This window comes from Pseudomonas sp. TH04, assembly GCF_016651355.1.
GTDB lineage: Bacteria > Pseudomonadota > Gammaproteobacteria > Pseudomonadales > Pseudomonadaceae > Aquipseudomonas > Aquipseudomonas fluorescens.
In genome coordinates, this window is sequence record NZ_JAEKEA010000001.1 from 2493182 (window position 1) to 2516975 (window position 23794).

General features: G+C 60.1%; 23 protein-coding genes and 1 riboswitch. Of the genes, 10 read left to right on the plus strand and 13 right to left on the minus strand.

Annotated features, from left to right (window positions below):
* Positions 1 to 51: 51 nt before the first annotated feature.
* Together JFT85_RS11210 and JFT85_RS11215 are read right to left on the minus strand one after the other, a co-directional pair.
* Entirely contained in the window at positions 52 to 828 is a 777-nt protein-coding gene (locus JFT85_RS11210) for an OmpA family protein (protein WP_053254460.1), read from the minus strand.
* A gap of 221 nt (positions 829 to 1049) precedes the next feature.
* Positions 1050 to 1694 carry an MBL fold metallo-hydrolase gene (locus JFT85_RS11215; protein ID WP_064450752.1) on the minus strand — a complete coding sequence of 215 codons (645 nt, stop codon included), beginning with the start codon at positions 1692 to 1694 and terminating at the stop codon, positions 1050 to 1052.
* A gap of 164 nt (positions 1695 to 1858) precedes the next feature.
* On the opposite strand from JFT85_RS11215, the gene JFT85_RS11220 reads away from it, so the two are divergent.
* The 4 genes from JFT85_RS11220 to JFT85_RS11235 are packed head-to-tail and all read left to right on the plus strand — an operon-like array spanning position 1859 to position 5295.
* The gene (locus tag JFT85_RS11220) at positions 1859 to 2449 is read left to right on the plus strand and encodes a paraquat-inducible protein A (protein ID WP_053254458.1); all 591 of its coding nucleotides are present in this window, start codon (positions 1859 to 1861) and stop codon (positions 2447 to 2449) included.
* Positions 2446 to 3090, plus strand: coding sequence for a paraquat-inducible protein A (locus JFT85_RS11225; RefSeq protein WP_053254457.1), 645 nt, complete (start codon positions 2446 to 2448; stop codon positions 3088 to 3090). The genes JFT85_RS11220 and JFT85_RS11225 overlap by 4 nt, the downstream gene beginning before the upstream one ends.
* Entirely contained in the window at positions 3071 to 4720 is a 1650-nt protein-coding gene (locus tag JFT85_RS11230; protein ID WP_053254456.1) for a PqiB family protein, read from the plus strand. Before JFT85_RS11225 ends, JFT85_RS11230 begins: the two co-directional genes overlap by 20 nt.
* Before the next feature lie 14 nt (positions 4721 to 4734).
* The gene (locus JFT85_RS11235) at positions 4735 to 5295 is read left to right on the plus strand and encodes a PqiC family protein (RefSeq protein ID WP_053254455.1); all 561 of its coding nucleotides are present in this window, start codon (positions 4735 to 4737) and stop codon (positions 5293 to 5295) included.
* A 2-nt stretch (positions 5296 to 5297) separates the two neighbouring features.
* Here the strand turns inward: JFT85_RS11235 and JFT85_RS11240 are convergent, their stop codons facing one another.
* The 5 genes from JFT85_RS11240 to JFT85_RS11260 all read right to left on the minus strand — a co-directional run bounded on the left by JFT85_RS11240 (position 5298) and on the right by JFT85_RS11260 (position 15471).
* Positions 5298 to 8027 (minus strand): helix-turn-helix transcriptional regulator, encoded by a 2730-nt coding sequence (locus JFT85_RS11240; protein ID WP_201229862.1) that lies wholly within the window; start codon positions 8025 to 8027, stop codon positions 5298 to 5300.
* A 252-nt stretch (positions 8028 to 8279) separates the two neighbouring features.
* Complete coding sequence (locus JFT85_RS11245) at positions 8280 to 9644, minus strand: DUF1329 domain-containing protein (protein WP_053254453.1); 1365 nt, start codon at positions 9642 to 9644, stop codon at positions 8280 to 8282.
* A 43-nt stretch (positions 9645 to 9687) separates the two neighbouring features.
* Positions 9688 to 11547, minus strand: a complete 1860-nt coding sequence (locus JFT85_RS11250; protein ID WP_053254452.1) for a DUF1302 domain-containing protein — start codon at positions 11545 to 11547, stop codon at positions 9688 to 9690.
* A 332-nt stretch (positions 11548 to 11879) separates the two neighbouring features.
* A complete protein-coding gene (locus JFT85_RS11255; protein ID WP_073637288.1) occupies positions 11880 to 13562 on the minus strand; it encodes a fatty acid--CoA ligase in 1683 nt (560 codons plus the stop codon).
* 1276 nt (positions 13563 to 14838) lie between these two features.
* On the minus strand, positions 14839 to 15471 hold the full coding sequence (locus JFT85_RS11260; protein ID WP_053254450.1) for a LysE family translocator: 633 nt from the start codon (positions 15469 to 15471) through the stop codon (positions 14839 to 14841).
* Positions 15472 to 15555: 84 nt separating this feature from the next.
* Here JFT85_RS11260 and JFT85_RS11265 point away from each other — a divergent pair, with 84 nt between their 5' ends.
* The 3 genes from JFT85_RS11265 to JFT85_RS11275 all read left to right on the plus strand — a co-directional run bounded on the left by JFT85_RS11265 (position 15556) and on the right by JFT85_RS11275 (position 18395).
* Positions 15556 to 16521, plus strand: coding sequence for a 2-hydroxyacid dehydrogenase (locus JFT85_RS11265; RefSeq protein WP_053254449.1), 966 nt, complete (start codon positions 15556 to 15558; stop codon positions 16519 to 16521).
* 30 nt (positions 16522 to 16551) lie between these two features.
* Positions 16552 to 17550 carry a class I SAM-dependent methyltransferase gene (locus JFT85_RS11270; RefSeq protein ID WP_053254448.1) on the plus strand — a complete coding sequence of 333 codons (999 nt, stop codon included), beginning with the start codon at positions 16552 to 16554 and terminating at the stop codon, positions 17548 to 17550.
* A gap of 50 nt (positions 17551 to 17600) precedes the next feature.
* A riboswitch (yybP-ykoY riboswitch) is annotated at positions 17601 to 17722 on the plus strand.
* An 88-nt stretch (positions 17723 to 17810) separates the two neighbouring features.
* Positions 17811 to 18395, plus strand: coding sequence for a TMEM165/GDT1 family protein (locus JFT85_RS11275; protein WP_053254447.1), 585 nt, complete (start codon positions 17811 to 17813; stop codon positions 18393 to 18395).
* Positions 18396 to 18521: 126 nt separating this feature from the next.
* On the opposite strand, the gene JFT85_RS11280 is transcribed toward JFT85_RS11275, so the two are convergent.
* The 4 genes from JFT85_RS11280 to JFT85_RS11295 all read right to left on the minus strand — a co-directional run bounded on the left by JFT85_RS11280 (position 18522) and on the right by JFT85_RS11295 (position 20629).
* Positions 18522 to 19340: a M48 family metallopeptidase gene (locus tag JFT85_RS11280; RefSeq protein ID WP_053254446.1), complete on the minus strand. Its 819-nt coding sequence runs from the start codon at positions 19338 to 19340 to the stop codon at positions 18522 to 18524.
* A gap of 180 nt (positions 19341 to 19520) precedes the next feature.
* A complete protein-coding gene (locus JFT85_RS11285) occupies positions 19521 to 20141 on the minus strand; it encodes an SOS response-associated peptidase (RefSeq protein ID WP_201229863.1) in 621 nt (206 codons plus the stop codon).
* Positions 20142 to 20177: 36 nt separating this feature from the next.
* Positions 20178 to 20438 carry a putative signal transducing protein gene (locus JFT85_RS11290; protein WP_032893538.1) on the minus strand — a complete coding sequence of 87 codons (261 nt, stop codon included), beginning with the start codon at positions 20436 to 20438 and terminating at the stop codon, positions 20178 to 20180.
* Positions 20439 to 20449: 11 nt separating this feature from the next.
* Positions 20450 to 20629 carry a CPXCG motif-containing cysteine-rich protein gene (locus JFT85_RS11295; protein WP_053254444.1) on the minus strand — a complete coding sequence of 60 codons (180 nt, stop codon included), beginning with the start codon at positions 20627 to 20629 and terminating at the stop codon, positions 20450 to 20452.
* 131 nt (positions 20630 to 20760) lie between these two features.
* Between JFT85_RS11295 and JFT85_RS11300 the strand changes: the two genes are divergently transcribed.
* The gene (locus JFT85_RS11300) at positions 20761 to 21924 is read left to right on the plus strand and encodes a 1-acyl-sn-glycerol-3-phosphate acyltransferase (RefSeq protein ID WP_169875865.1); all 1164 of its coding nucleotides are present in this window, start codon (positions 20761 to 20763) and stop codon (positions 21922 to 21924) included.
* 123 nt (positions 21925 to 22047) lie between these two features.
* Here JFT85_RS11300 and JFT85_RS11305 read toward each other — a convergent pair whose 3' ends face one another.
* Positions 22048 to 22305: a hypothetical protein gene (locus tag JFT85_RS11305; protein WP_053254442.1), complete on the minus strand. Its 258-nt coding sequence runs from the start codon at positions 22303 to 22305 to the stop codon at positions 22048 to 22050.
* A gap of 182 nt (positions 22306 to 22487) precedes the next feature.
* On the opposite strand from JFT85_RS11305, the gene JFT85_RS11310 reads away from it, so the two are divergent.
* Entirely contained in the window at positions 22488 to 22697 is a 210-nt protein-coding gene (locus JFT85_RS11310) for a hypothetical protein (protein ID WP_053254441.1), read from the plus strand.
* A gap of 67 nt (positions 22698 to 22764) precedes the next feature.
* Here JFT85_RS11310 and JFT85_RS11315 read toward each other — a convergent pair whose 3' ends face one another.
* Positions 22765 to 23349 carry a YajG family lipoprotein gene (locus tag JFT85_RS11315; RefSeq protein ID WP_053254440.1) on the minus strand — a complete coding sequence of 195 codons (585 nt, stop codon included), beginning with the start codon at positions 23347 to 23349 and terminating at the stop codon, positions 22765 to 22767.
* 182 nt (positions 23350 to 23531) lie between these two features.
* Between JFT85_RS11315 and JFT85_RS11320 the strand changes: the two genes are divergently transcribed.
* Positions 23532 to 23765 carry a hypothetical protein gene (locus tag JFT85_RS11320; protein ID WP_069552871.1) on the plus strand — a complete coding sequence of 78 codons (234 nt, stop codon included), beginning with the start codon at positions 23532 to 23534 and terminating at the stop codon, positions 23763 to 23765.
* Positions 23766 to 23794: the final 29 nt, after the last annotated feature.

Below are 23794 nucleotides of genomic sequence, written 5' to 3' on the forward strand. Positions count from 1 at the left end.
AAAAGGGCGCCATGCATTGACTGCATAGCGCCCTTTTTTTGTGGCGGATGTTTACTGGTACTGCTGGTACGGGTTGCCCTGGAACTGATTGTTCTGTTGAGGCGCCTGTTGCTGTTGCTGCTGTTGCCCAGGCTGACCGTATTGCTGACCAGGAATCGGGCCGAGGTTAACCTCCACGCGACGGTTCTGGGCACGACCATTCACATCGGCGTTGCTGGCAATCGGGTTATCCGGGCCAGCGCCGCGTGCACTCAGGTTGGTCGGGCTGACACCTTGGGAGGTCAGGTAGTTGGCCACGCTTTGCGCACGACGCTGGGACAGGTCCATGTTCAACTGGCGGCTACCGGTGCTGTCGGTGTAGCCGACAATCTGGATAGTGTTCTGGTTGAACTGCTTGAGCGAGTTGGCCAGGTTGTTCAGCGGCGTGTAGAAACTGCCGGCAATGTCCGCCGAGTTGGTAGCAAAGGTGATGTTACCCGGCATGATCAGCTTGATCTGGTCGCCCTGGCGCTGAACTTCCACCCCGGTATTGGCCATGCTGGCCCGCAGTTTCTTTTCCTGCTGGTCGGCGTAGTAGCCATAGCCCGCACCACCCAGGCCCGCGACGGCAGCACCAATCAGGGCGCCCTTGCCACGGTTATTGTGGTCGATCGCGGCACCGGCCAGACCACCGGCCAATGCAGCCAGGCCACCGTATTTGGCGGTGTTGCTAATGCCCGATGAGCCGTTTGCCTGTCCTTGGCTACCATCATAAGGGTTAGGAGACGCACAGCCGGACAACAAGGCAACAGCCGTGGCAACGACAAGCAGACGACGCGAAGTGAACATGAAGGAAGCTCCTACTTTTGCATTCTGTGATGCAGAGGACATTGGCAATAGACCTGTGCCGAGTTTGGAACACGACAAACGGTAAAAATTCCATGCCCGGCAGGCCTGCGCGCTACAACCGATGCGCGCTCTAAAACCCTAGCAGAGACTTCCTGAACGGGAATTGTCATTTTCTTCATCGGGATCGTCGAACGGTTGCCAGTGGGTATCCGCACAGATACCTACGCCCTTACGAACGGATTTTCACGCATTTCATCGCCAAGACGCGTGTCCGGCCCATGCCCGGTCACCACGGTTGCGCCCTCATCCAGGGTATACAAACGCTGCTTGATCGAACGCACGATGGTCGCCTGGTCGCCGCCCCACAGGTCCGTACGGCCCACGCCGCGCTTGAACAAGGTGTCTCCGGCAATCAATAACCTGGCATCGGCAAACCAGAAGCTCATCGAGCCCGGTGTGTGCCCCGGCGTATGCAGCGCCACCCCGCAACCGCAGGCCAACTCCTCGTCATCTTCCAGCCAGCGATCCGGCGGCGGCACCGGCGTGTAGGGCACACGGAACATCTGGCACTGCATTTCCAGGTTGTCCCAGAGGAATTGATCCTCCTTGTGCAAATGCAGGGTGGCACCGGTTTTCTCTTTCAGCTGGCCGGACGCCAGGAAGTGATCGAGGTGCGCATGGGTATGGATGATGCTCACCACCTTCAAACCCAGCGCGTCGAGGCGTGCCAGGATCAGCTCGTGATTGCCGCCTGGGTCGACCACGATGGCCTTTTTGGTGATCGGGTCACCGATAATGGTGCAGTTGCACTGCAACGGGCCGACTGGGAAGGTTTCGCGGATCAGCGCGGCTTTTTCGATATTCATGGGCGTTCCTGCACACTCTATGGCACATTTCAGACGCAGTATGGTTGACCTTGCCCCTGATCCGGAAGGGATCAAGCCTGTGATGCCTCAACTGCTAATCTACTCAAGCGCCAGCAACCCGTAGCACTGTCCAACACCGCAGCGTCGCGTTTGGAGCAAGACTTATGGCGAATCAACGGGTCATCTGCGAACACTGCGATTGCGTGTACGAAAAGGTCACGCTCGCCAGACATCAAAAAGCCCTGTGCACCCGCTGTGCAGGCGTGCTGCAACGCTACAACGGATTGTCAGTGCAACAGCGACTCGCGCTGACGATCACGGCGGCCGTATTGTGGACCTTCGCCAACTTTTACCCGGTGATGAGCATCAGCCTGCAAGGCTTGAAAAGCAGCGCGACCCTGTGGGATTCGGTGGTTGCGTTGAGCCTCGGGCCGATCACCTTCATTGCGTTGGTGGCGGCGATTTCCATCATCATCGCGCCCGTGTTTCAGTTGCTGTTGCTGATCTGGGTGTTGAGTTTCGCCTTGTCCGGCAGGCGCTCACCGGCGTTCAAACTGTGCATGCGCTGGCTGGAAGCGCTCAGGCCGTGGAGCATGCTCGAAGTCTGCCTGCTGGGCTCGATGGTGGCCGTGTTCAAACTGGCCGGCATGCTCGACGTGATACCCGGCACCGGCCTGTTTGCCCTCGCCGCCCTGGCCCTGTTGCTGATCCGCATCGCCGGGCGCGATGTGCGCGACTTGTGGGACACCGTATGAATTCGCCTCCGACCGCCCGCGAGCTGAACCTGTGCCTATGCCACACCTGCGGCCTGTCGTGCGACATGCGCGACGAGCCCAGCGAGTGCGAGCGCTGCGGCGCGCCGCTGCACCGGCGCAAGATTCATTCACTGACGCGCACCTGGGCCTATATGCTCACGGCGCTCGCGTTTTATATCCCGGCGAATCTGTTGCCGGTGATGAACACAACGATGTTCGGTTCGGGGGCGGACAGCACCATCATGAGCGGCGTACTGGAGTTCTGGCAGCACGGCGCCTGGGATATCGCCCTGATCATTTTCATTGCCAGTATTGCGGTGCCCGGGATCAAGTTCGTGTCGTTGACGCTGCTGCTGGTCAGCGTGCAGCGCAACAGCCTGTGGGCGCGCAAGGAGCGCTCGAAGCTGTTTCGGTTTGTCGAGCTGATCGGCTACTGGTCGATGCTCGATGTGATTGTGGTCGCGCTGGTGGCCGCACTGGTGAAATTCCAGGCACTGGGCACCATTGAGCCGCGTTTGGGCATTCTGTTTTTTGGCCTGGTGGTGGTCTTCACGATGCTGGCAGCCATGAGTTTTGATCCACGGCTGATCTGGGAAAACCCAGCCAATGAGGAGACCTCGGATGAGCTCACCCAACACTGATACCCCGGTCGGCTCACCCGCGATCAAGACCCGACGTTTCAGCGTTTCGCTGGTGTGGATCGTGCCGATTGTGGCGGTGCTGGTGGGCATTTCGCTGGTGGTTCACAGCGTGCTGCAACAGGGGCCGACCATCGTCCTCAATTTCAAGACCGGCAGTGGCTTGGTCGCCAACAAAACCGAGGTCAAATATCGCAACGTGGTAATCGGCCAGGTCTCTGACGTGGCTTTGAGTGACGACCAGAAGAGCGTCAACGCCACGATCAAGCTGGCCAAGCAAGCGGAAAGCTTCACCCGCGAAGACTCAAAATTCTGGGTCGTCCGCCCGCGCATCGGCGCCGGTGGCGTGTCCGGCATCGACACCTTGCTGTCCGGCGACTACATCGGTGCCGACATCGGCCAGTCCGACACCCGCGCCAAACACTTCAAAGGCTTGGAAAACCCGCCGCCCATCACCTATGGCGAACCGGGCAAACGCTTTACCCTGCATACCCAGAGCCTGGGTTCACTGGGCATCGGCTCGCCGGTTTATTACCGCAAAATTTCAGTCGGCCAGGTGGTGGCCTATGAGCTGGATGACGACGGCAAAGGCGTGAATATCGAAGTCTTCGTGCATGCGCCCAATGATGTGTATGTCACCGAAAACACGCGCTTCTGGAACGCCAGTGGTATCGACCTGAGCGTCGGCGCCAATGGCTTCGCGCTGAAAACCGAGTCGCTGTCGTCGATGCTGGCGGGAGGCATCGCTTTCCAGGCGCCGCCCTACAGCCCCAACGACAAACCGGCCGCTGAAGATCACGTCTATGAGCTGTTCGACGACCAGCAAAGCGCCCTCGCCCCGCCCAATGGCAAAGGGCAATATATGGCCTTGCGGTTTGATCAGGCCCTGCGCGGCCTGAAAGTCGGAGCACCGGTGGAATTCCTCGGCGTCGAGTTCGGCAAAGTGGTGTCAATCAACCTCGATTACGATGCGAAGAAACGCAGCTTTCCGATCAACGTCGGCATCGTGATTTATCCGCAATTGCTTGGGGAAGCCAACACCAAGCTGCTCAAGGCCACCAATCATGACCCCAACGACGAAGCGGGCGGCGTTCGCTTGATGGGCACGTTTATCGAAAACGGCCTGCGTGCCCAGGCGCGCAGCGGCAGCCTGCTGACCGGCCAACTGTATATCGCCCTGGATTTCTTCCCGAAAGCCGACAAAGTTGCGTTTGACCCGAGCCTGCGCCCAGTCAACATTCCGACCATTCCCGGCAACCTGGAACAACTGCAGGAAAAACTCGAAGGCATCGTCAACAAGCTCAACCAACTGCCGATCGAGCGCATTGCGGGCAACCTCGACAGCAGCCTGGTCGAGCTGCGCAAAGGGCTCGCCCAGTTCAACGCGAAAACCCTGCCCGGCGTGCAGACCACGCTGGGTGACGTGAGCAAGACGCTGCAATCGGCCAACTCGACCCTGGCCGAAGACTCGCCGCAACGTGAACAACTGACTCAAACCCTGGATGAACTGGCACGCATGTCGCGCTCCTTGCGCGAACTGTCGGACTACCTCGGTCGCCATCCGGAATCACTGATTCGCGGTCGCCCCGACAACGCCGCGCCACTGGACCTGCAAGGGCCACCTCGCAAATGAGCACTGGAGCCGCCATGACCCGTCCCTTGAACATCACGCTGATTGCCGCACTGGTGCTACTCGCGGCGTGTCGCAGTGAGCCGATTGCATTCCACACCCTGACGCCGGCGCACTGGAATAACGCGACCCAAGCGCAGGCGAGCGATATTCGCATTGAAAGCATCAGCGTGCCGCCACAGGTTGACCGGGCGCAGATCGTGATTCGTCAGGGCGACAGTGGCGTGGCGATTCTGGACACCCAGTGGTGGGCCGCCAGCCTGGCCGATGAGCTGAAAACTGCGCTGGTGGATCAACTGGCGAACCGTCATGCGCGGCAAGCCGTGTCGTTGCGCGTTGAGGTTCAACGTTTTGACTCGGTGCCCGGGCAATATGCGCTGCTCGACGTGCGCTGGCGCCTGAGGCCAACCAGCGGCGGTGACCGCCCGCCGTTGACCTGCCGCTCCACCTTGCAGACGCCCGCAGGCCCGAGCATCGACGACCTGGTGGTGGCGCACCAGCACAACCTCAAACGCTTCGCCGCCCTGATCGGCCAGGCGGCGGACACGTCCCTCAAAGCGTGTCCGACCGCGCGGTAGTTTCAGGCCAGCAAGCCCATCGACTTGGCCCGCGCTACCGCCTGGGTGCGACGCTCCACGCCCAACTTGCTGTTGATATGGCTGGCGTGGGTCTTCACCGTGTGCAGGGAAATGAACAACTGATTGCTGATTTCCTGGTTCGAACAGCCTTGGGCGATCAGTTGCAGCACCGCCAATTCGCGGGTGCTCAGCGTTTCGTGGCTGGGCGCCGCCGGCGCGTCAGCGACTGCCGGCAACAGCGCCAACAGACTCTGGTTCAGCAAACCATGGGGGTCTTTGCCCAGTTGCTCACGCATCCAGTCCGGGTAACGTTCCAGCAGGCGCTGGAACGGCTGTAACGCACCACCGGCGGCGGCTTCAAGGGCCTTAACGACTATCGGCCGCGCCTTGGCTTCCTGGCCACTCTCCAGCAGTAAACACGCCTGCTGGGTCAGCGCCATCAGGGCAATCATCTGGCGCCCACTGTTATGCGCCTGTTGCGCCAGGTCTTCGAGGCGCTCCAATGCGGCGGCGGGCTGATGCCGAGTCGCATCCAGCGCGGCCTGTTGCAGCCCGATGTGTTGCGGCAGGTGTGGGTGAAACTCCGGGGCGGCCGCGGCGTGCTCGCCGTTGTAGGTTTGGCCCAACCGCGCCAACCAGGCGTCGGCCAGGTCAGTGCGCCCCTGGGCCAGCCACAGCTCGCATTTGATCAGGGTGATCATCGCCAAGTAGTAAATCGGCGGCACATCCCAGATATGCATCAAGCGCTCGGCTTCGGCGAGTTCGGCGAAGGCTTTTGGAAAATCGCCACGCCGTCCTTCAAAGCTGGCGATGACGCAATGCCCGATCAACACACTGATATCCCGGCAGGCGCGGGCCTCGCTCAAGCCGGCGCGTAAGCGCGCAAGGCCGGCCTCGGGCTGGTAACGCACCAGCAGCAAATAACCTTCGTAGAGCGATAACCGCGCACGCACGGCGTACAGGCGTTGGGGCGCCAGGCCCTGCAAGCGCTGCAAGCCTTGGCGCACTTCATCCAGAGAACGCAGGATTTCGCCGCGCGCTTGTAGGACACGCGCCCGATCATAGTGGGCCAACGCTTCGAAAAGCGGGTTGCCGACGCGCTGGGCCAACTCCAGGGATTCGCGGTTCAGGCCACGGGCGCGCCACAGATCAGCGTCGACGATGGCCAGGTTGGACAGGGTCGACAAACACATCAGGCGCTGGCCGTAACGCTTGTGCGGCAAGCTTTCCAACGCCTCGCTGCAATAGCGCTGGGTCAACTCGCGATCGCCTCGGCCGCGAGCGATGATCCCGCTCAGCGCCAGCCATTGCGCCAGCATCGATTTTTGCGCAGTGGCCGACGGCGCCGGCAGGAAGCGACTGAGATAGCCGGACAACTCTTCTGCCGCATCCAACTGGCAGGCCAGCCCCAACGCCCAGCTGTAGAGCACGATCAACCGCGGCGTGCTGATCAGCAGGCTATCGGGCAAGTCCATCTTCCAACGCAACAGCATGCCGACATTCTGTTCGGCGAGCAGTTGCTCCTCCGACAGGTTTTGCACCAGGTTCGCCGCCACATCCAGGTGGCCGGCGCGCAACGCCTGCTCCACCGCCTCGTCAATCAAACCCTGGGCGTTGAACCAGCGGCAGGCCCGCAGGTGCAGGCTGGCAATCGTCAACGTGGCATTGCTGGCACGGCGGGTGCGCAGCAAGTCGGAAAACAGATGGTGGTAGCGATACCAGTGGCCCTGCTCGTCCAGCGGCACCAGAAACACTTGGTGGGCCTGCAAATACCCAAGGATTTCCGCGCTGTCGTGGGCCTCGCGCACGGCGTCGCACAGCTCACTGCAGAAACGATCCTGAGGCGCGGTGTCGTACAAAAACGCTTGCACTTCAACCGGCAGACAGTCGATGACCTCTTCCAGCAAATAATCACGAATCAGCCCTTCGCCGCCGTGCAAGTGTTGCGGCAACACGGCCTCATCGCCGGCTTCGGAGATGGCCAGCAACCAGAAACGCAGGCCGGCCACCCAGCCCTCACTACGACGAATCAAGTTATCCAGGGCCTCGCCGCGCAGCGAGTTGCTGTGCCGGTCCAACACCGCCAGCGACTCGTCATGGGTCAGGCGCAGGTCGTGTTCGTGCAGCTCCAGCAGGTGCCGCGACAACCGCAGCCGCGCCAGATGCCAGTCCGGGCGTTGGCGGCTGGTGACCATGACCAGCAGCCCATCGGGCAAATGGTTGAGGAAAAATTGCAGGCAGCGATCCAGCACCGGGCCCTGGGCCAGGTGGTAGTCATCCAGCACCAGCAATATTGGCGCGCGCGTGGACAAGTGCAGCGTCAGCTCATCGAGCAAGCCATCAAGCCACTCTTCAAAGGCAAAGGGTTGGTGACGCTGGCGCATTTTCAGCAGGCCCAGGGACTGGGCGCCGAGCTGTGGGAAGTATTGCTGTAAACCGTCGAGCAGGCGCTCGAGGAAGCGGCCGGGGTCGTTATCCCGAGGGCTCAAACCCAACCACAGGCTTTGCCAATGGGCGGGCAGGCTCTGGCAGAACTCCACCGCCAACGAACTCTTGCCGAACCCGGCCGGGGCGCTGACCAGTAACAGCCGGCCTTCCAGCCCGGCACTCAGCCGCTCGCACAGGCGTGGGCGCAGCACATAGCCGTCAGGCAACGGAGGCCTGTAGAAGCGCGCTTCCAGCGTCGGAATCATAGCGCTTGCAGGCCCTTGGATTCGGGACAGATCAGTCATCGCCGGGCTCTTGTAGAAGGCTGTTGTCGGCATTGCAGATGTCCGCAGACTAGCGGTAAAAGCGGCAGGTTTGTAGATCTTTGCAACATTTGCCTGAAAAAGAACTGCGACAAAAAATATCCCAGCCGGAGCACCACGAACAAAAGTGGGAGGGGGCTTGCTCCCGATAGCGGTGGATCAGTCGATGTATTGAGTGACTGATACAGCATTATCGGGAGCAAGCCCCCTCCCACATTGTCGAGCGAGTGCTGCTTAGCGAACACCGTCCTGGCGCAAGGCGGCCGGGGTGAAGTCACTGGTGGTGGCGGTGAAGCCGAAGTCATACGCCTGCTTCTCTTCGTTCTTCATGCCCAGTGCGAGGTAGCGGCCGGACTGCAGGTCGTAGAGGGTTTCCAGGGCGTACCACGGCACTTGTTTGTCGTAGTAGTTCTCGGCATGGGCTTCGGCGACGCGCCACAGCTGGCCACGACCGTCGTAGTGATCGATGACGGCTGCTTGCCAGGTGTCTTCGTCGATGAAGAAGTCACGTTTGGCGTAGATGTGGCGCTGGCCTTCCTTCAAGGTCGCGACCACGTGCCAGACGCGGCGCAGCTCATAGCGTGCCAGGTCCTGGTTGATGTGGCCGGCCTTGATGATGTCGACATACTTGAGTTTCGGATCGTCGATCTTGTAGCTGTTGGAGGCGATGTAGATTTCTTTTTTGCCTTCCAGCTTCCAGTCGTAGCGGTCGGGCGCGCCGTTGTACATGTCGAGGTTGTCAGAGGTACGCAGGCCATCGGCAGCGGTGCCCGGCCCGTCATAGGACACTTGCGGTGCCCGGCGTACACGGCGCTGGCCGGCGTTGTAGACCCACGCCGAACGCGGCTCTTTGACCTGGTCGAGGGTTTCGTGCACCAGCAGTACACCACCGGCCAGACGCGCCGGCGCGGTCACTTGCTGCTTGAAGTAAAACAGCACGTTGCCCGGGTTTTTCGGGTCAAAGTCCTTCATCTTGTCGCGGAACACGAACTGGTCGCGGAAGTACACCAGGCTGAACGAACCATTGGTTTGCGGGGTGGCCTGGGTAACCAGACGGGTCACACTGCCGCCGCGATAACGGGTGATGTGGTTCCAGATAACCTCAACACCGCTCTTGGGAATCGGGAACGGCACAGCGGTTTCGAAGTTTTCCAGGCCGTTGCCGCCCGACACCAGGTTGGTGGTAGTGGCGTTCTTCTTGATAGCGGCAAACACATCGGCCGGCACCGTGGCGCCGCGATGCGTCGGGTAGACCGGCATCTTGAAGGTGTCCGGGTAACGCTTGAACATCGCGTACTGCCCCGGCGCCAGCTTGTCTTTGTACTGCTCGACGTTCTGCGCGGTGATGGTGAACTGCGGTTGTTCGCTGGCATACGGATTGGCCAGGAAACCACGGGCATCCACAGCGCCGGCATTGGTCGGCAGTGGCGACCATTTCGGAATGGTGCCGGCCGCGTTACCGGCCATTTCAGCGCCCATCGGTGTCAGGGTCGTGCCCAGTTTGGCCGCCTCATCCGCCGAGACTGCCGCCATGACGCTCCCCGCCATGATCGACAGCCCAAGCACACCCACATGCAACAGACTTTTAGTTATTTTCATGTTCTGGTTCTTCCTGAATTACATGCATCTGAAAAGAGTCTGCTTAGAAGTTCACGCCGGCGCTCAGAGCGATGAAATCGCGATCATCCACCGTGGTGAATTTGCCACCAAAGAAGTTGGTGTAGTTCAGGCCGACGGTGTAGGTGTTCTGGTACTCGGCATCGACACCCAGGCTGACGGCCTTGCGACCCTCTTCAAAGTTGCCGCCAGGGCCTGGCGAGTAACCTTTGACGTCATGGGACCAGGCCACGTTGGGCTTGAGGTTCACACCGGCAAACACATCCGGGTATTCCCAGATCGCCCGGGCGCGGTAACCCCAGGACGTCGCCGTGGTGTAGCCGTCATTGTTGCAGTTGGTGTTCAGGCCGGACGCATTGGGCAGGCCTGCGCCGTTGGCTGTCGAATTGTTGAGTGCGTTGCAGAAACCGCCAGGCAGGGTGCCGGGACCAAAGACCGGATCACGGCCATAACGTGCCTGGTTTTTGCTCTCCAGGCCGCCCACGTGGGTCACGCCGATTTCGCCCACGGTTGTCAGGCGGGTGGCGCCCATCACCTGGTCGAAGAAGTGCGTGAAGGTGGTCTGGAACTGGGTCACTTCCTTGCGGTTGTAGCCATGCAGGTCCTGACCCGGCGTGCCCTTGAGCACCGACGCATTGCCGAAGCCCGGAATCGGTGTGACGCCCGCATACAGAATATCGGTGGTGCTCAGCTGTACCGGCGCGTTTGGCCGATAGCTCAACTCGCCACTCCAGGCGGTGCCGGTAGGCAACGTGGTGGAGAAGCTCAAACCATAGAGGCGGATATCTTCCGGGTACTCAACGAAGTAATTCGAACTGCCCGCCACGATCAACGGACGCAATGCCGCCAATGGCCCCAGCGGACGGGTGTAGGCCGAGTTTGGCGCACCGGTTGCGCTGAAGATCGGCGCACGGCTGTGGTAGTTCATGAAGTACGCGCCGAACTCAGTGTCCAGCGGCTCGAAGTTGTAGTGCATGGCCACGCCGAACTGGCCGCTGTCGCGTGCATCACGATCACCGCCACGACGCACCAGCACGCCTTCGTTGTTCACATCGACGCCAAGCGCGTTAAGGGTTGGCAACGCCGCGCCAGGAATGGTGGAACGCTTGTTCAAGACGCGCAGGTTGTTACTGCAACCATCGGCAATCACGTCCGGCTGCGAGAAGAACGTACCGCAGTTATCCACCACGGTCTGGTCCCACTCCAACTGGTAGAACGCCTCTGCGGAGAGGTTGTCGGTGAGGGTCTGGGACACGTAGAACATGTTGACCGGAATCAGGCCTTCCTTGATCTCGGCGCCCGGACGGCGGAATGCAGACACATCGATCGGGTTGATCGAGTTGATACCGCCGCCAATGAACGTACTTTCGCCCCAGCTCACGACCTGCTTGCCAAGACGCACGTTACCCGGCTGATCGGCGATGGTGTAGTTGTGGTAGACGAAGGCATCGAGAATCTGCCCGCCAGAGGACTTGGCGCCCTCTTTACGGTTGTCGTTGCTGACGTTCTTGAAGTCCAGGTCTTCGTTTTGCAGCGCGAAGTCATACCAGTACTTGCCACGCACAAAGATGCCGGTGTCGCCATATTTCAACTCAAGGTCATGGATACCCTTGAAGATCTTCGAGAAGGAGTCGCCCTTGTTGAAGTTCAGGTGACCGTCATCGGAGGTTTGCGATAACCCCCTGCCACCGTTGTTGGCACCGATCAGGTCTTTATTGCGACCGGCAGTCGACCAGCTCGCCCCTACCGACAGGGATGAGTCAAAGCTACCTTCGATTTCACCGATGTTGAAACTGACGCCGAATGCGGGCCCGGCGAGCGTAGAAGCGAGACTGACGGCCAGGGGCAGTCTTGCCCGGCGCCAGAACTGGTTTACTGAGGTCATCGACGCTACTCCATGTGCATTATTGTTATGGCAGTGAGTCTGTCTTCTGGATGCTTGTAACGGCCGGAATACAACGATTCCAATGCCAAATTGCAACCGCGCCCCAATGGCCCGATGCACAACATCCTTGAAAAACTCAGGAAGGGACTATAGCCAGCGGGGGGTATCGCTTGATCCCTCTAAAGTGTGATTTGCATCACCAACCCGTCTGCCACAACCCTTTCGCCACGCCGACGAAGGCCGGCGAGGCAAGGATGGCTGAAAATTGGCAAATCACAAGTGGAGGCGCGAGATAGAGCATTGCCGCGCCCGACCGGGCGCGGCGAGAGGCGTCAGAGGGTGGACAGGAACGTGCTGTTGTTGGCCTGCCATTCAATGATGTCGATGCGGATACGTTTTTTGTCGAGTTTTCCGACACTGGTCTTGGGAATTTCAGTAACAACGGCGATCTGGCTAGGAATGGCCCACTTGCTCAAGTGGCCCAGTTCAACGAAAGGCTTGAGGTGTTCCTTGAGCTCGCGGGCACCTATCACATGGCCATCACGCACCACCAGCAAGGCAAACGGGCGCTCGCCCCACTGCGGGTCGGCGATGCCCACCACCGCTACTTCGCGTACCGCCGGGTGACGGCTGACCAGGTCCTCGAGGGCCAGGGACGAGATCCACTCGCCGCCGGTCTTGATCACGTCCTTGATGCGGTCGCGAATATCGATCACGCCAAACGCGTCCAGGGTGGCCACATCGCCGGTGTGCATCCAGCCGCCTTCCCACAGCTCGGCACCCTTTTGCGGCTCGTTGTAATAGCCTTCGGTCAGCCAGGGCGCACGCAACACCAATTCGCCCTGGGACTCGCCGTCGGCGGGCAGGAAGTTGCCGTCGCCGTCGATGATTGCCGCCTCCACCAACGGCCCGGGCACGCCGGCCTTGATGCGGTAGGTGGTGCGTTCGTCTTCGCTGCCGGCCATCAATTCTTCGTTGAGATGGGCGCAGGACACCAATGGCCCGGTTTCGGACATGCCGTACGCGGCGGTCAATTGAATGCCACGCGCTTTGGACGCTTCATACAACGTGCGATTGAGCGCGCTGCCGCCGATGACGATTTTCCAGCCGCCAAAGTCCACGTCCTGGGCAGCCTTGGCGTTGAGCACCATTTGCAGGATGGTCGGCACGCAGTGGGAAAAGGTGACCTTTTCCTTGCGCCACAACTCCACCAGGTATTCCGGGTCGTAGCGGCCGGGGTACACCTGCTTCAAGCCGAGCATGGTTGCCACATACGGCAAGCCCCAGGCGTGGACGTGGAACATCGGTGTGATCGGCATGTACACGTCGTTGGTGCCCAGCAGGCGCACGCTGTCGACACTGCCCATGATGGTCGCCACGCCCATGGTGTGCAGCACCAACTGGCGGTGGGTGAAGTACACACCCTTGGGGTTGCCGGTGGTGCCGGTGGTGTAGAAGGTGGTGGCGACCGAATTTTCGTCGAAGTCCTGGAAGTCGTACTGGGGGCTCGCGGCCGCCAGCAGGGTTTCGTACTCGCCGACCAGATTGGGCAGCTCGGCGGTTTTGGATTCGCCGTCGGTGAGCAGCAGCGTCTTGTCGACCGTGGTCAACTGCCCGGCAATGGCCTGGTAGAGGCCCACAAACTCACTGTTGACCAGCACAAAGCGGTCTTCGGCGTGGTTCATGGTGTAGAGGATCTGTTCCGGCGACAGCCGCACATTGATCGTGTGGATCACCGCACCGATCATCGGGATGGCGAACATGCACTCCAGGTAACGGTGGCTGTCCCAGTCCATCACCGCAACGGTGTCACCGGCTTTGACCCCAGCTTCGGTCAACACATTGGCCAAGCGGGCCACGCGTTCAATCAAGGTTGGGTAGGTGTAGCGCAGTTTGTCGCGGTAGATGATTTCCCGGGTCTTCTCATAGCGCGCCCCGGACATCAACAGGCGCTTGATCAACAGCGGGTATTGGTAAGCGCCTTCGGCGGGCGGGATAACACGGGTCTGCAACATACGAATCCCTTATCTGACTGCACGGTCTTGGCTTGAAGACCTGCACTTTAGAGCGCTTGTGTTTCAGCTAAATCAGCCAAAGGAATGATTTGCAGCGCTCAATGAATGCTAGCTTTGCGCCATTAGTGGAGCATTGCTGAGATGAAATGTGGGCACTATCGGGGGATAACTATCTGCAAGCCTTATGGTTGTCACCGGGCTACGGAGTACATATCCGTTATAAGCGTCATGGCAGCTATGGGTTTCGCCCTTACGGCGACTCACTTTGGAAAAGCCCCAAAGTAAGCAAAGGACTCTTGCCCCACCACTCGGCACCTCGCCTAGGCTCGGTGTGCCCTCACGCAGGCTTTGGACCGTGGGCCGCCGCCATGGGCCATCCTTGGCCCAACGCGGCTAACCCGGCGTCCTGCCGGGTTACCCACGCTCCAAAGCCTGCGTTCGGCCAGCGTGGTTAACGGGGCGCCTAAGATCAACAGCAGATCAAGATCAAAAGCAGAGCACGACGGCCTAGTAGCCGACCTGAGTGGTTAGATCAAAAGCAAAGCTTAGGCAGCCTTACAGCCGAGCTGATCTTGGAAACTGAACTCGGATAAATGTGGGAAGGGGCTCGCTCCCGATAGCAGTGTGTCAGTTGATGCATCTGGTGACTGACCCGCCGCATTCGCGAGCAAGCCCGCTCCCACATTTTGACCTCGGTGCATCAGGTAGAGGGTGTGCTGCTCTTCAGGCTGTACACCGTCAATGTGGGAGCTGGCTTGTCGGACCGCCGAACCGCTGCGATAGCATCAACTGGATATGCCTGATGTACCGATGTGTCTGCATCGCAGCAGTTCGGCGGTCCGACAAGCCAGCTCCCACAGAAAAGCAGTTCTGCTTCTGATCTGCCTCTGCTGTGTTTTGCCCTACTTTCGCTTCTACCACTCAGGTCGGCTACCAGGCCGCCGTGCTCTGCTGTTGATCTGCTGTTGATCTTGATCTGACAGGCCCCGTTAACCACGCTGGCCGAACGCAGGCTTGAATCCGTGGGTAACCCGGCAGGACGCCGGGTTAGCCGCACTGGGCCAGGGATGGCCCATTGCGGCGGCCCACGGTCCAAAGCCTGCGTGAGGGCATGCCGAGCCTGGGCGAGGCACCGAGTGGTGGGGCAAAGCGTTTTTTGGTTACTTTTTTAGGCGCTTGTAAAAAAGTGACCCGCCGTAAGGGCGGAACCCTAAGCAGCCGTTACCGCAGCAACGGATATGCCCCCCATCTACCCCACCCGAAAAAAAACCATGCCTCATTTCATGCTGGTAAACGCAAGCTTCACACCAATAGCAATCAACACCGCCCCCATGGTCCGATCAAACCAGTGCCCCATGCGCGCAAACCCAGCCCGCACGCGCTGCTGGCTGAACAACATGGCCACCAGACAAAACCACACCGCCGTCGCCACGGCCAGGTACACCCCATAACCGGCCTGAATCGCCAGCGGCGTATGCGGATTAATCACCACCGTAAACAGCGACAGAAAGAACAACGTGGCCTTAGGGTTCAAGCCATTGGTCACAAACCCTGCAGTAAACGCCCCACGCGCGGTGCGTTCACCCACTTCACGGTGCAACTCGCCCTCGGCCACGGGCTTGGCCGGTTGCGCGCGCAACGCCTTGAAGCCGATGTACAGCAGGTAAGCCGCCGCCGCCCATTTCAACGCGTTGAACAGCACGATCGACTGCGACACGATCAAGCCAATCCCGAGCAGTGAGTAACCCACGTGAAGGAAAATCGCAGAACCAACACCCAGCGCGGTCCAGGTTCCGGCGCGACGGCCATGGGTCACACTCTCGCGCACCACCACGGCGAAATCCGGACCGGGACTCGCCACCGCTAACAAGTGAATCAAGGCTACGGTCAAAAACTCGGCGGCGTACATACTCACTCCAGTAAGAAACTGATTATTTCATCTGATAGGCTCGGGAGATTACGCCTTCGAACCCTGTCGCAAAAGGTACAGTTGATGACGAACAATCGCCGCGCCGTCTTCCTTGATCACCCGTCCCTGGACCTTGGGGACCTGGACCTCAGCGAATTGCGCAACAGCTTCAGCGACCTGCAGTTGTACGCACATACCACGCCACAAAACGTGGTCGAGCGCCTGCAAGGTGCACAAGTGGCGATCAGTAACAAGATCGCCCTCAACACCGAAACCCTGGAGGCCTGCCCCGAGCTCAAGTTGATCCTTGTATCGGCTACCGGCACCAACAATGTCGACCTCGCCGCCGCCCGCGCCCACGGCATTACCGTGAGCAACTGCCAGGGCTACGGCACACCGTCGGTGGCACAGCACACGATCATGCTGTTGCTTAACCTGGCGACACGCTTGAACGACTACCAACGGGACGTTGCCGCAGGCAAGTGGCAAGAGGCCAAGCAGTTCTGCCTGTTGGACTACCCGATTGTCGAGCTGGAGGGCAAAACCCTTGGCCTGCTCGGCCATGGCGAATTGGGCAGTGCCGTGGCGCGCCTGGCCGAGGCCTTTGGCATGCGCGTGGTGCTGGGCGCAATTCCCGGGCGCCCTGCCCGCGCCGACCGCATGCCATTGGATGAATTGCTCACGCAGGTCGACGCGCTCACGCTGCACTGCCCGCTCAATGAACACACCCGCGACTTTATCGGTGCCCGCGAACTGGCGCTGCTCAAGCCCGGCGCGTTTATCGTCAATACGGCGCGCGGCGGCTTGATCAACGAACAGGCGCTGGCGGACGCTTTGCGCAGTGGCCATCTGGGCGGCGCGGCGACCGACGTCCTCAGCGTGGAGCCACCGGTGCAGGGCAACCCGCTGCTGGCTGGCGACATTCCTCGGCTGATCGTCACCCCCCACAACGCCTGGGGCAGTCGCGAAGCGCGGCAACGAATCGTCGGCCAATTGGCCGAAAACGCCCGAGGCTTTTTCAGCGGTGCCCCGCTGCGTGTCGTCAGTTGATAAACTGCGCCCCTTTTCAAGGAGCAGACCATGGATCCGCGCAGTGAAGTACTGCTTCGTCAGGCCGAACTTTTTCAAGGCAACCTGTTGCTGGTCGGGTTGCCCGCCGACGATTTGCTCGGCCGCCTACCCAATGCCCACGGCTGGTGCTGGCATGCCGGTGACCAGGCCGCGCTCGACGCACGCTTCCCCGAGCGCAGCCAGTTCGGCGTGAACGTGCCGGAGCGCGCGTTTGATGCGGCGGTGATTTTCCTGCCCAAGTCCAAGGACCTCACCGACTACCTGCTCAACGCCGTGGCCGCGCGCCTGCCCGGTGCCGAGCTGTTTCTGGTCGGGGAGAAAAAAGGCGGCATCGAAAGCGCCGCCAAACAGATGAGCCCTTTCGGCAAACCCCGCAAGCTCGATAACGCGCGGCATTGCCAGCTGTGGCAAGTCACCGTGGCCAACGCCCCGCAAGCGGTCGAGCTGGAAAGCCTGGCACAGGTCTTCGATGTGCCGCTGGCCGAAGGGCCGCTCAAGGTGGTGAGCCTGCCGGGCGTGTTCAGCCACGGGCGCCTGGATCGCGGCACCGAGCTGTTGCTTGAGCATCTGGACAAACTGCCCAGCGGGCATTTGCTGGACTTCGGTTGCGGCGCGGGCGTGCTGGGGGCGGCGGTCAAACGTCGCTACCCGCATAACACCGTGACGCTGCTGGACGTGGATGCGTTCGCCGCTGCCAGCAGTCGCCTGACCCTGGCAGCCAATGGTCTGGAAGCCGAAGTGTTGACCGGTGACGGCATCGACGCCGCACCGATGGGTTTGAACGCGATTTTGAGCAACCCGCCGTTCCATGTCGGGGTGCACACGGATTATTTCGCCACGGAAAACTTGCTGCGAAAAGCCGCGAAACACCTGGCAAAAGGCGGCGAACTTCGCTTGGTTGCCAACAGCTTCCTCAAGTACCAACCGCTGATCGAAGAGCACTTGGGCATCTGCGCGATCAAGGCCGAAGGCAATGGTTTCCGCATTTACCGTGCCAAACGCGGCTGATGGTTTTTTGAAAAAGAAGGCTTGCCGAATGGGTTTTGCCTAGGCAGAATCCGCTCCGTCCTAGGGGAGTAGTCTCCCACGAGCGCCACGCTCGTCCGGCATACGTCAACATACTTGGTCAACAGACCATGGCGTATGCGACCCAGGAGTCCGCACAGACGGACCGGGGTTTGACAAGACCTATGACACGCACACCTTACCCGGGGCGGGAAGGCTGTACGTGTCATAGCCGTGTCGACCCGCCCCTGGAAACCTACCTGATGCTGGATTCATTACTCGTTCCTACCGCAATCGTTGCCTTGGCCGAAATCGGCGACAAGACGCAGCTGCTCGCCCTCATCCTGGCCGCACGCTTTCGCAAACCCTGGCCGATCATTGCCGGCATCGTCGCCGCAACCCTGGCCAACCATGCCGCCGCCGGTGCCGTGGGGGCCTGGTTCGGCAGTTTCTTCTCGGATGCGGTGTTGCACTGGATCCTCGCGGCGAGTTTCTGCGCCACGGCGCTGTGGACCCTGGTGCCGGACAAACTCGACGATGACGAAGCCAGTACCACACGCAAGTTCGGGCCGTTCCTGACCACGCTGATTGCGTTCTTCCTTGCGGAAATCGGTGACAAGACGCAGATCGCCACGGTGATGCTGGCGGCGCAGTATCCGGAGTTGTGGCTGGTGATTATCGGCACCACCCTGGGCATGCTGATTGCGAACGTGCCGGTGGTCTTGGCGGGGAATTTCGCGGCGGAGAAGCTGCCGCTGACCTTGATTCGTAGACTCGCGGCGACGGCGTTTTTCGTCCTGGCGGTGGTGGCGGTTTACAAGGCCATGCAAAGCAGCGGCTGGTTGTAAACCCAATCAAATGTGGGAGCGGGCTTGCTCGCGAAGGCGGCGGTCCAGTCAAAGATTTACCGACTGATACTGCGCATTCGCGAGCAAGCCCGCTCCCACATTTAGATCTTCACAAGCCTTGAAATATCAGGACTTTTTAGCCTGTTGATAGAGCGGCATCACTTTCGGAATCGCCGCCTGCAACGAGGCGATCCGACTGTCGGAAGCCGGGTGCGTGCTCATGAACTCCGGCGGCGCGCCTTCCGAAGCCTTGGCCATCTTGTTCCACAACGTGATGGCTGCGTTCGGGTTGTAGCCCGCCCGGGCCGATAGCTCCAGCCCGATCAGGTCGGCTTCGTTTTCGTTGGCGCGGCTGTTCGGCAAAGTCATGCCGTAGTTGGCAACCGTGTCGGCTAAAGCCAGGCTGTCCTGACCCAACCCGAACAAGGCACCGGCGCCCTGCTTGGCCATCTGGATGCCATAGGCCTTGGACATGGCTTCACGCCCGTGTTCGCGCAACGCGTGGGCGATTTCATGGCCCATCACCGCAGCCAACTCGTCATCAGTAAGCTTGAGGTTGTCGATCAACGCGCTGTACACAAATATCTTGCCGCCAGGCCCGCAGTTGGCGTTCATCTCATCGCTTTTGATCAGGTTCACTTCCCACTTCCACTGCGCCGCATCCGGGCGGAAGGTCGGTGCCTGGGCGATCAGACGATTGGCAATCGCCTGCACGCGCTTGGCGTTGGCACTGGTCTTGTCCAGCATGCCTTTGCCACTCGCCTCTCCCAGCGTCTGCTGATAGGACTGGGCATACATCTGGTCGACTTCCTGGCTCGACAGCATGCTGAACATGTACTGCTTGCGCTCTACCCCGACGGCACCGCCGTTAGTGGTGTTAACCGACTGGCAACCAGCCAGCAGCATCGCTGCACTGAGTACGCTTACCGCCAATGACTTCTTCATGAACACTCTCCCTGGAAACCTGGCGCGTATCGTAGGCGGTCGTATGTATCTGCGCCAGATACACACGACGTGTAACCACCAACTTTCAGATACATCCCACACGCCCACCACGGCAGCAAGCCAAGTCGTTCAAGGTTATGAGGTTCACGGTAGTGTTGCACCCGCCTTTGCGACCAAGGCTTAAGCCGGCGTCAGGCACTCGGGCCCATTCAACTTCGGATCATTCACCATGTTGGCCAGGACCCGCTCGCGCAATGCGACCGGCTCACTGGCCAGCAGGCCTTGCAACACATGCAACGGGGTCTCTGGATTCAACCAGGCGTCCTGCCCCGCCGCGTCGAGAATCAACGGCCGCCGCTGACTCTGTGCGGCCTGGGTCACCACTGCCGTGCTCAACCACACCTGCTCCTGCACCGGATACGCCTCCCAGATCGCCGCAAAAAACAGCGTCGAGCCTTCACCCGGCGTCAGCCAGTAAGGGCGTTTGCGCTGGGTACCACGCCATTCGTAAAAACCATTCGCCGGCAGCAGGCAACGGCGCTGGCGAAAGGCTTCGCGAAACATCGGTTGCTCCGCCAGGGTTTCGGCGCGGGCATGGGCCGGGGTGCGCGAAAGGTCGGTCAGCCACGGCGGCGTCAGCCCCCAGCGGGCACGCGCCAGGGTGCGCTGGCCTTCGCTCAGGCGCTGGATCAGCACCGAATCATTCGGGGAGATATTCCACTGGGCCTTTTGATCGGCGGGGAATCCCGATAAGGCAGCGAAGGCAGGGTTCCAGCGAAACAGGGCATAACGTCCACACATGGGGTAACACGACTCTTGGGTAAACCGACCGACAGCCTAACAGACCAATACGTCGGGGAAGCTGTCGGGTTCATCGCCGGGCAAGGGTTGCGCACCGATGTAAGCGGTAATCAGCTCGCGGGCGCAGGCGGCCTGGTCGTTATCCACTTCCAGACCCAGCAGGCCAAAAATCGGCAGTTCGCCGGTACCGCCGAGCAAATGGCGGCCCACCAGGTGCGCCTCGATGCCCTCGCTGGCGAGCATTTGTTGCAGCAGCTCGCCTTCCATCAGGTTTTCCGGCTCATAAATTCGCTGCATGGGCGTACCTGTTATTCGTTTTCGCTGCGCACGTTCAGCATCCACTCGTCACCGTGCACCTGGAGCTCGAACGTAATCGGCCGGCAGCACACAGGGCAGTCTTCTATATATTCCTGATCGCCCGCCGACAGGTCCAGCAACGCTGTGACCACCTCTCCACAATAAGGACATTCGTACGACTCCTCTTCCATCGCGGTCTCCCAGGTGACTTGTGCGTATAATCGCCGGTCTATTTACAGGGCTATTCACGGCAGAGCCAATATTGCGGCCGCACCCTGATATTTCCTTTACTAACACTAGCCGTTTCTAACAAGAGAGCATGATGGGCGAATTCGATACCATCCGACCTTACAACGACAGCGAAGTCCCGGCAGTGCTGGCACGCCTGTTCAGTGACAAGGCCTTTCTGGACATCCTGACCCACTTCCGCTTCCCGCGCTTTGCCGGCGCCCTGGGCTGGCTGCTAAAGCCGATGATCGCCCGCAAACTGCGCCGTGAGTTCGCCGGCGTCACCACCGTGGCCACCCTGCAGGACAAAGTCGAATATTACGTCGATCACACCATTGATCGCGCGACCGACGGCGTAACCTACACCGGCGTCGAGCAACTCAAGTCCGGCACTGCTTACCTGTTTTTGGCCAACCACCGCGATATCGTGATGGACCCGGCCTTCGTCAACTATGCCGTATACCACGCCGGCCTGCCGACGCCACGCATCGCCATCGGCGACAACCTGCTGCAAAAGCCGTTTGTCAGCGACCTGATGCGCCTGAACAAGAGTTTTATCGTGCACCGCTCGATCACCGGGCGAAAGGAAAAGATGGCGGCCTACCAACTGCTGTCGGCTTACATCAACCATTCGATCCGCAACGACTGCCAGTCGATCTGGATCGCCCAGGCCGAAGGCCGTGCCAAGGATGGGGATGATCGTACCGAGTCGGCGATCCTCAAGATGTTCCACGTGAGCCGCAAAGACGAGCCGTTTGCCGAGGTGATCCAGTCGTTGAACCTGACGCCGGTATCCATCAGCTATGAATACGACCCGTGTGACAGCGCCAAGGCGCGCGAGCTGTATATCCGCGCCACCACCGGCACCTACTGCAAGGCGCCGGGCGAAGATGACGTGAGCATTGCCCTCGGCATCACCGGCTACAAGGGCCGTGTGCACGTAAACTTTGCACCGCCAATCACCGAACGCTTTGAAGACACCAAACTGTTGGCCGTGGAAATGGACCGGCAGATTCTCGGCGGTTATCGCTTGTTCCCGGTGCATTACCTGGCGTACGCACAGTGGAGCGAGGCCGACCCGCAATTGCAGGTGCCAACCGCGGCCGAGGTATTCCCGGCCGATGAATTGGCGAAGGCGAAAGCGGAATGGGAGCGACGCTTGAATGAATGCCCGGCTGAACACCGGCCGTTTCTGGTGGTGCAATATGCAACGCCGGTGCGCAATCAGTACCGGGTAAAGGCCGGGATTCCACTGTAAACACCGAATAAAAAAGGTGGGAGCGGGCTTGCTCGCGAATGCGCGGGTTCAGTCAACGATGTATCGACTGACACGCCGCTTTCGCGGTTCAAGCCCACTCCCACCTTTGCTTGTACGGTGTTCTTAGAGGTGGGTGCTGAGCCAGGATACGGCCAGCGCCAGGCCCAGGCAGGCGAACCCGACACGGTAAGCCAGACGATGCGCCCGTTCGGTGCGCACATCCAGAAACAACATTGGCTGGTCGATCGCGCGACCTTCGCTTTTTGCGGTCAGGTCGGCCAGTGCGCGCTGCTCACGCAAGCGGGTAATGAACAGCAGCGCTGCACCCGGGCAGGCCACCAATAAAGCCACAGCATTGATCAGTAGTGCGGGCAGCGCCATCACAAACCTCGGTCGACCAGTGTCTTGGTATCTATTCAGATACAAACCTGAACGATAGTGGCCTCCTGCCCAAGAAACGCTCCGTCCCCCATGTAGCCTTAATGTATCCAGTAATTTACAGCGTCACCTGAACGTCACCTTAACAAGCCACTCTGTTGCCCTTCGACGCTTAGGAGCTTGTCATGCTGCACGCGCAAAACCAGGATCGGCTGTACCTGATCGCCCCAAACGAAGAGCAAGAAGCCCTGGTCGGCGGGTTGGCATTCAATGTCCAGGATCGCCACTGGCTGGTGTATTGCGCCCTCGGCGGGCACCAGCACGCCGACCTGCCGGAACTGGATCTGCTGACTGGCGTCAGTGTGTTGGACTTTTATGTCGAAACGGCTGCATGAAAGCGACAGGCGTAAAAAAACCGGGCTCATCGCTGAACCCGGTTTTTTGTGAGGCGCTTGTCGGCGGTTACTGCGAGCTGAGCAATTGGCCGATGCTTGGGTCTTTAAACAAACGCGTCAACGCGTCGCTCAACACGTCGCTGACCAGCTTGGTGTTGGTTTCCTGGTTCGGCGACATCCCGAAGCGCTGATTCAGGGAAGCACCGTAGCGGCCACTGTAGCGACGTGTACCGGCACTGACGTCAGATTTGAACGTCGCGCCGATGGAGGCTTCAGTGACATACAGGCCTTCTTTAGGCGACTGGTATTTCAGCTCCGCCAAGGTGATGGTCAACTGAGGCGCACCCGGCGAGTTGGCCGGGGTAAAGCCCAGCAGGCGCACAGCGGCTTCCGCCTGGGCTTGCAGCTTGGGCAGCACGTCCTGGCCGGTGACCGAAATAAGCGCAGTCTCCGGGTACAGGCCGCCACGGGAGCCCAGGGTAGGCGACGGACGACCATCCACGACACGCACCGATACCGGCTGGCCATGGCCTACAGGAGCCAGCTGCGCAGTGACTTTAGGTTGCGGGCTGAGTTGTTGCGGGCTGTTGGCGCAGCCAACCAGGGTCAAACTGGTCACAGTGATCAAACCGAACAACAGGCGTTGCAACATACTCATTTCTCCAGGACTAGGTGCAAACAGGCGGCCAGTATAACGGTGCACGTAGGTCACTCACCAGCCATCCTGAACGGCAGCTGAAGGCTTGCCGAAATTACAATTTCACATAATTTCGTCACTCCACTGTCATGGCACACTGGCAACCTTCAAGCATGTAACGTAACAGGTACAAAGCCATGCGCCTTCTCAAATCATTGTTCATGACACACCGCCGTCATCGCCACTATGCCTTGCTCGATGCCCACGGGCATTGCCTGGCGTTCAAGCAGTGCAGCCTGCCGCCTGTCGGCGAAGGCTGGGTGGAAGTTTCGGAGACGCATCTGGGCTGGATGCACCGCCCACTGCCGACGAACGCGCGGGTCAGCCCGCCAGTTGTGCACGCACAATCCCATCACGCGTTGGCCTCCTGACCGAGACACTAATATAATAAAAGTCATAA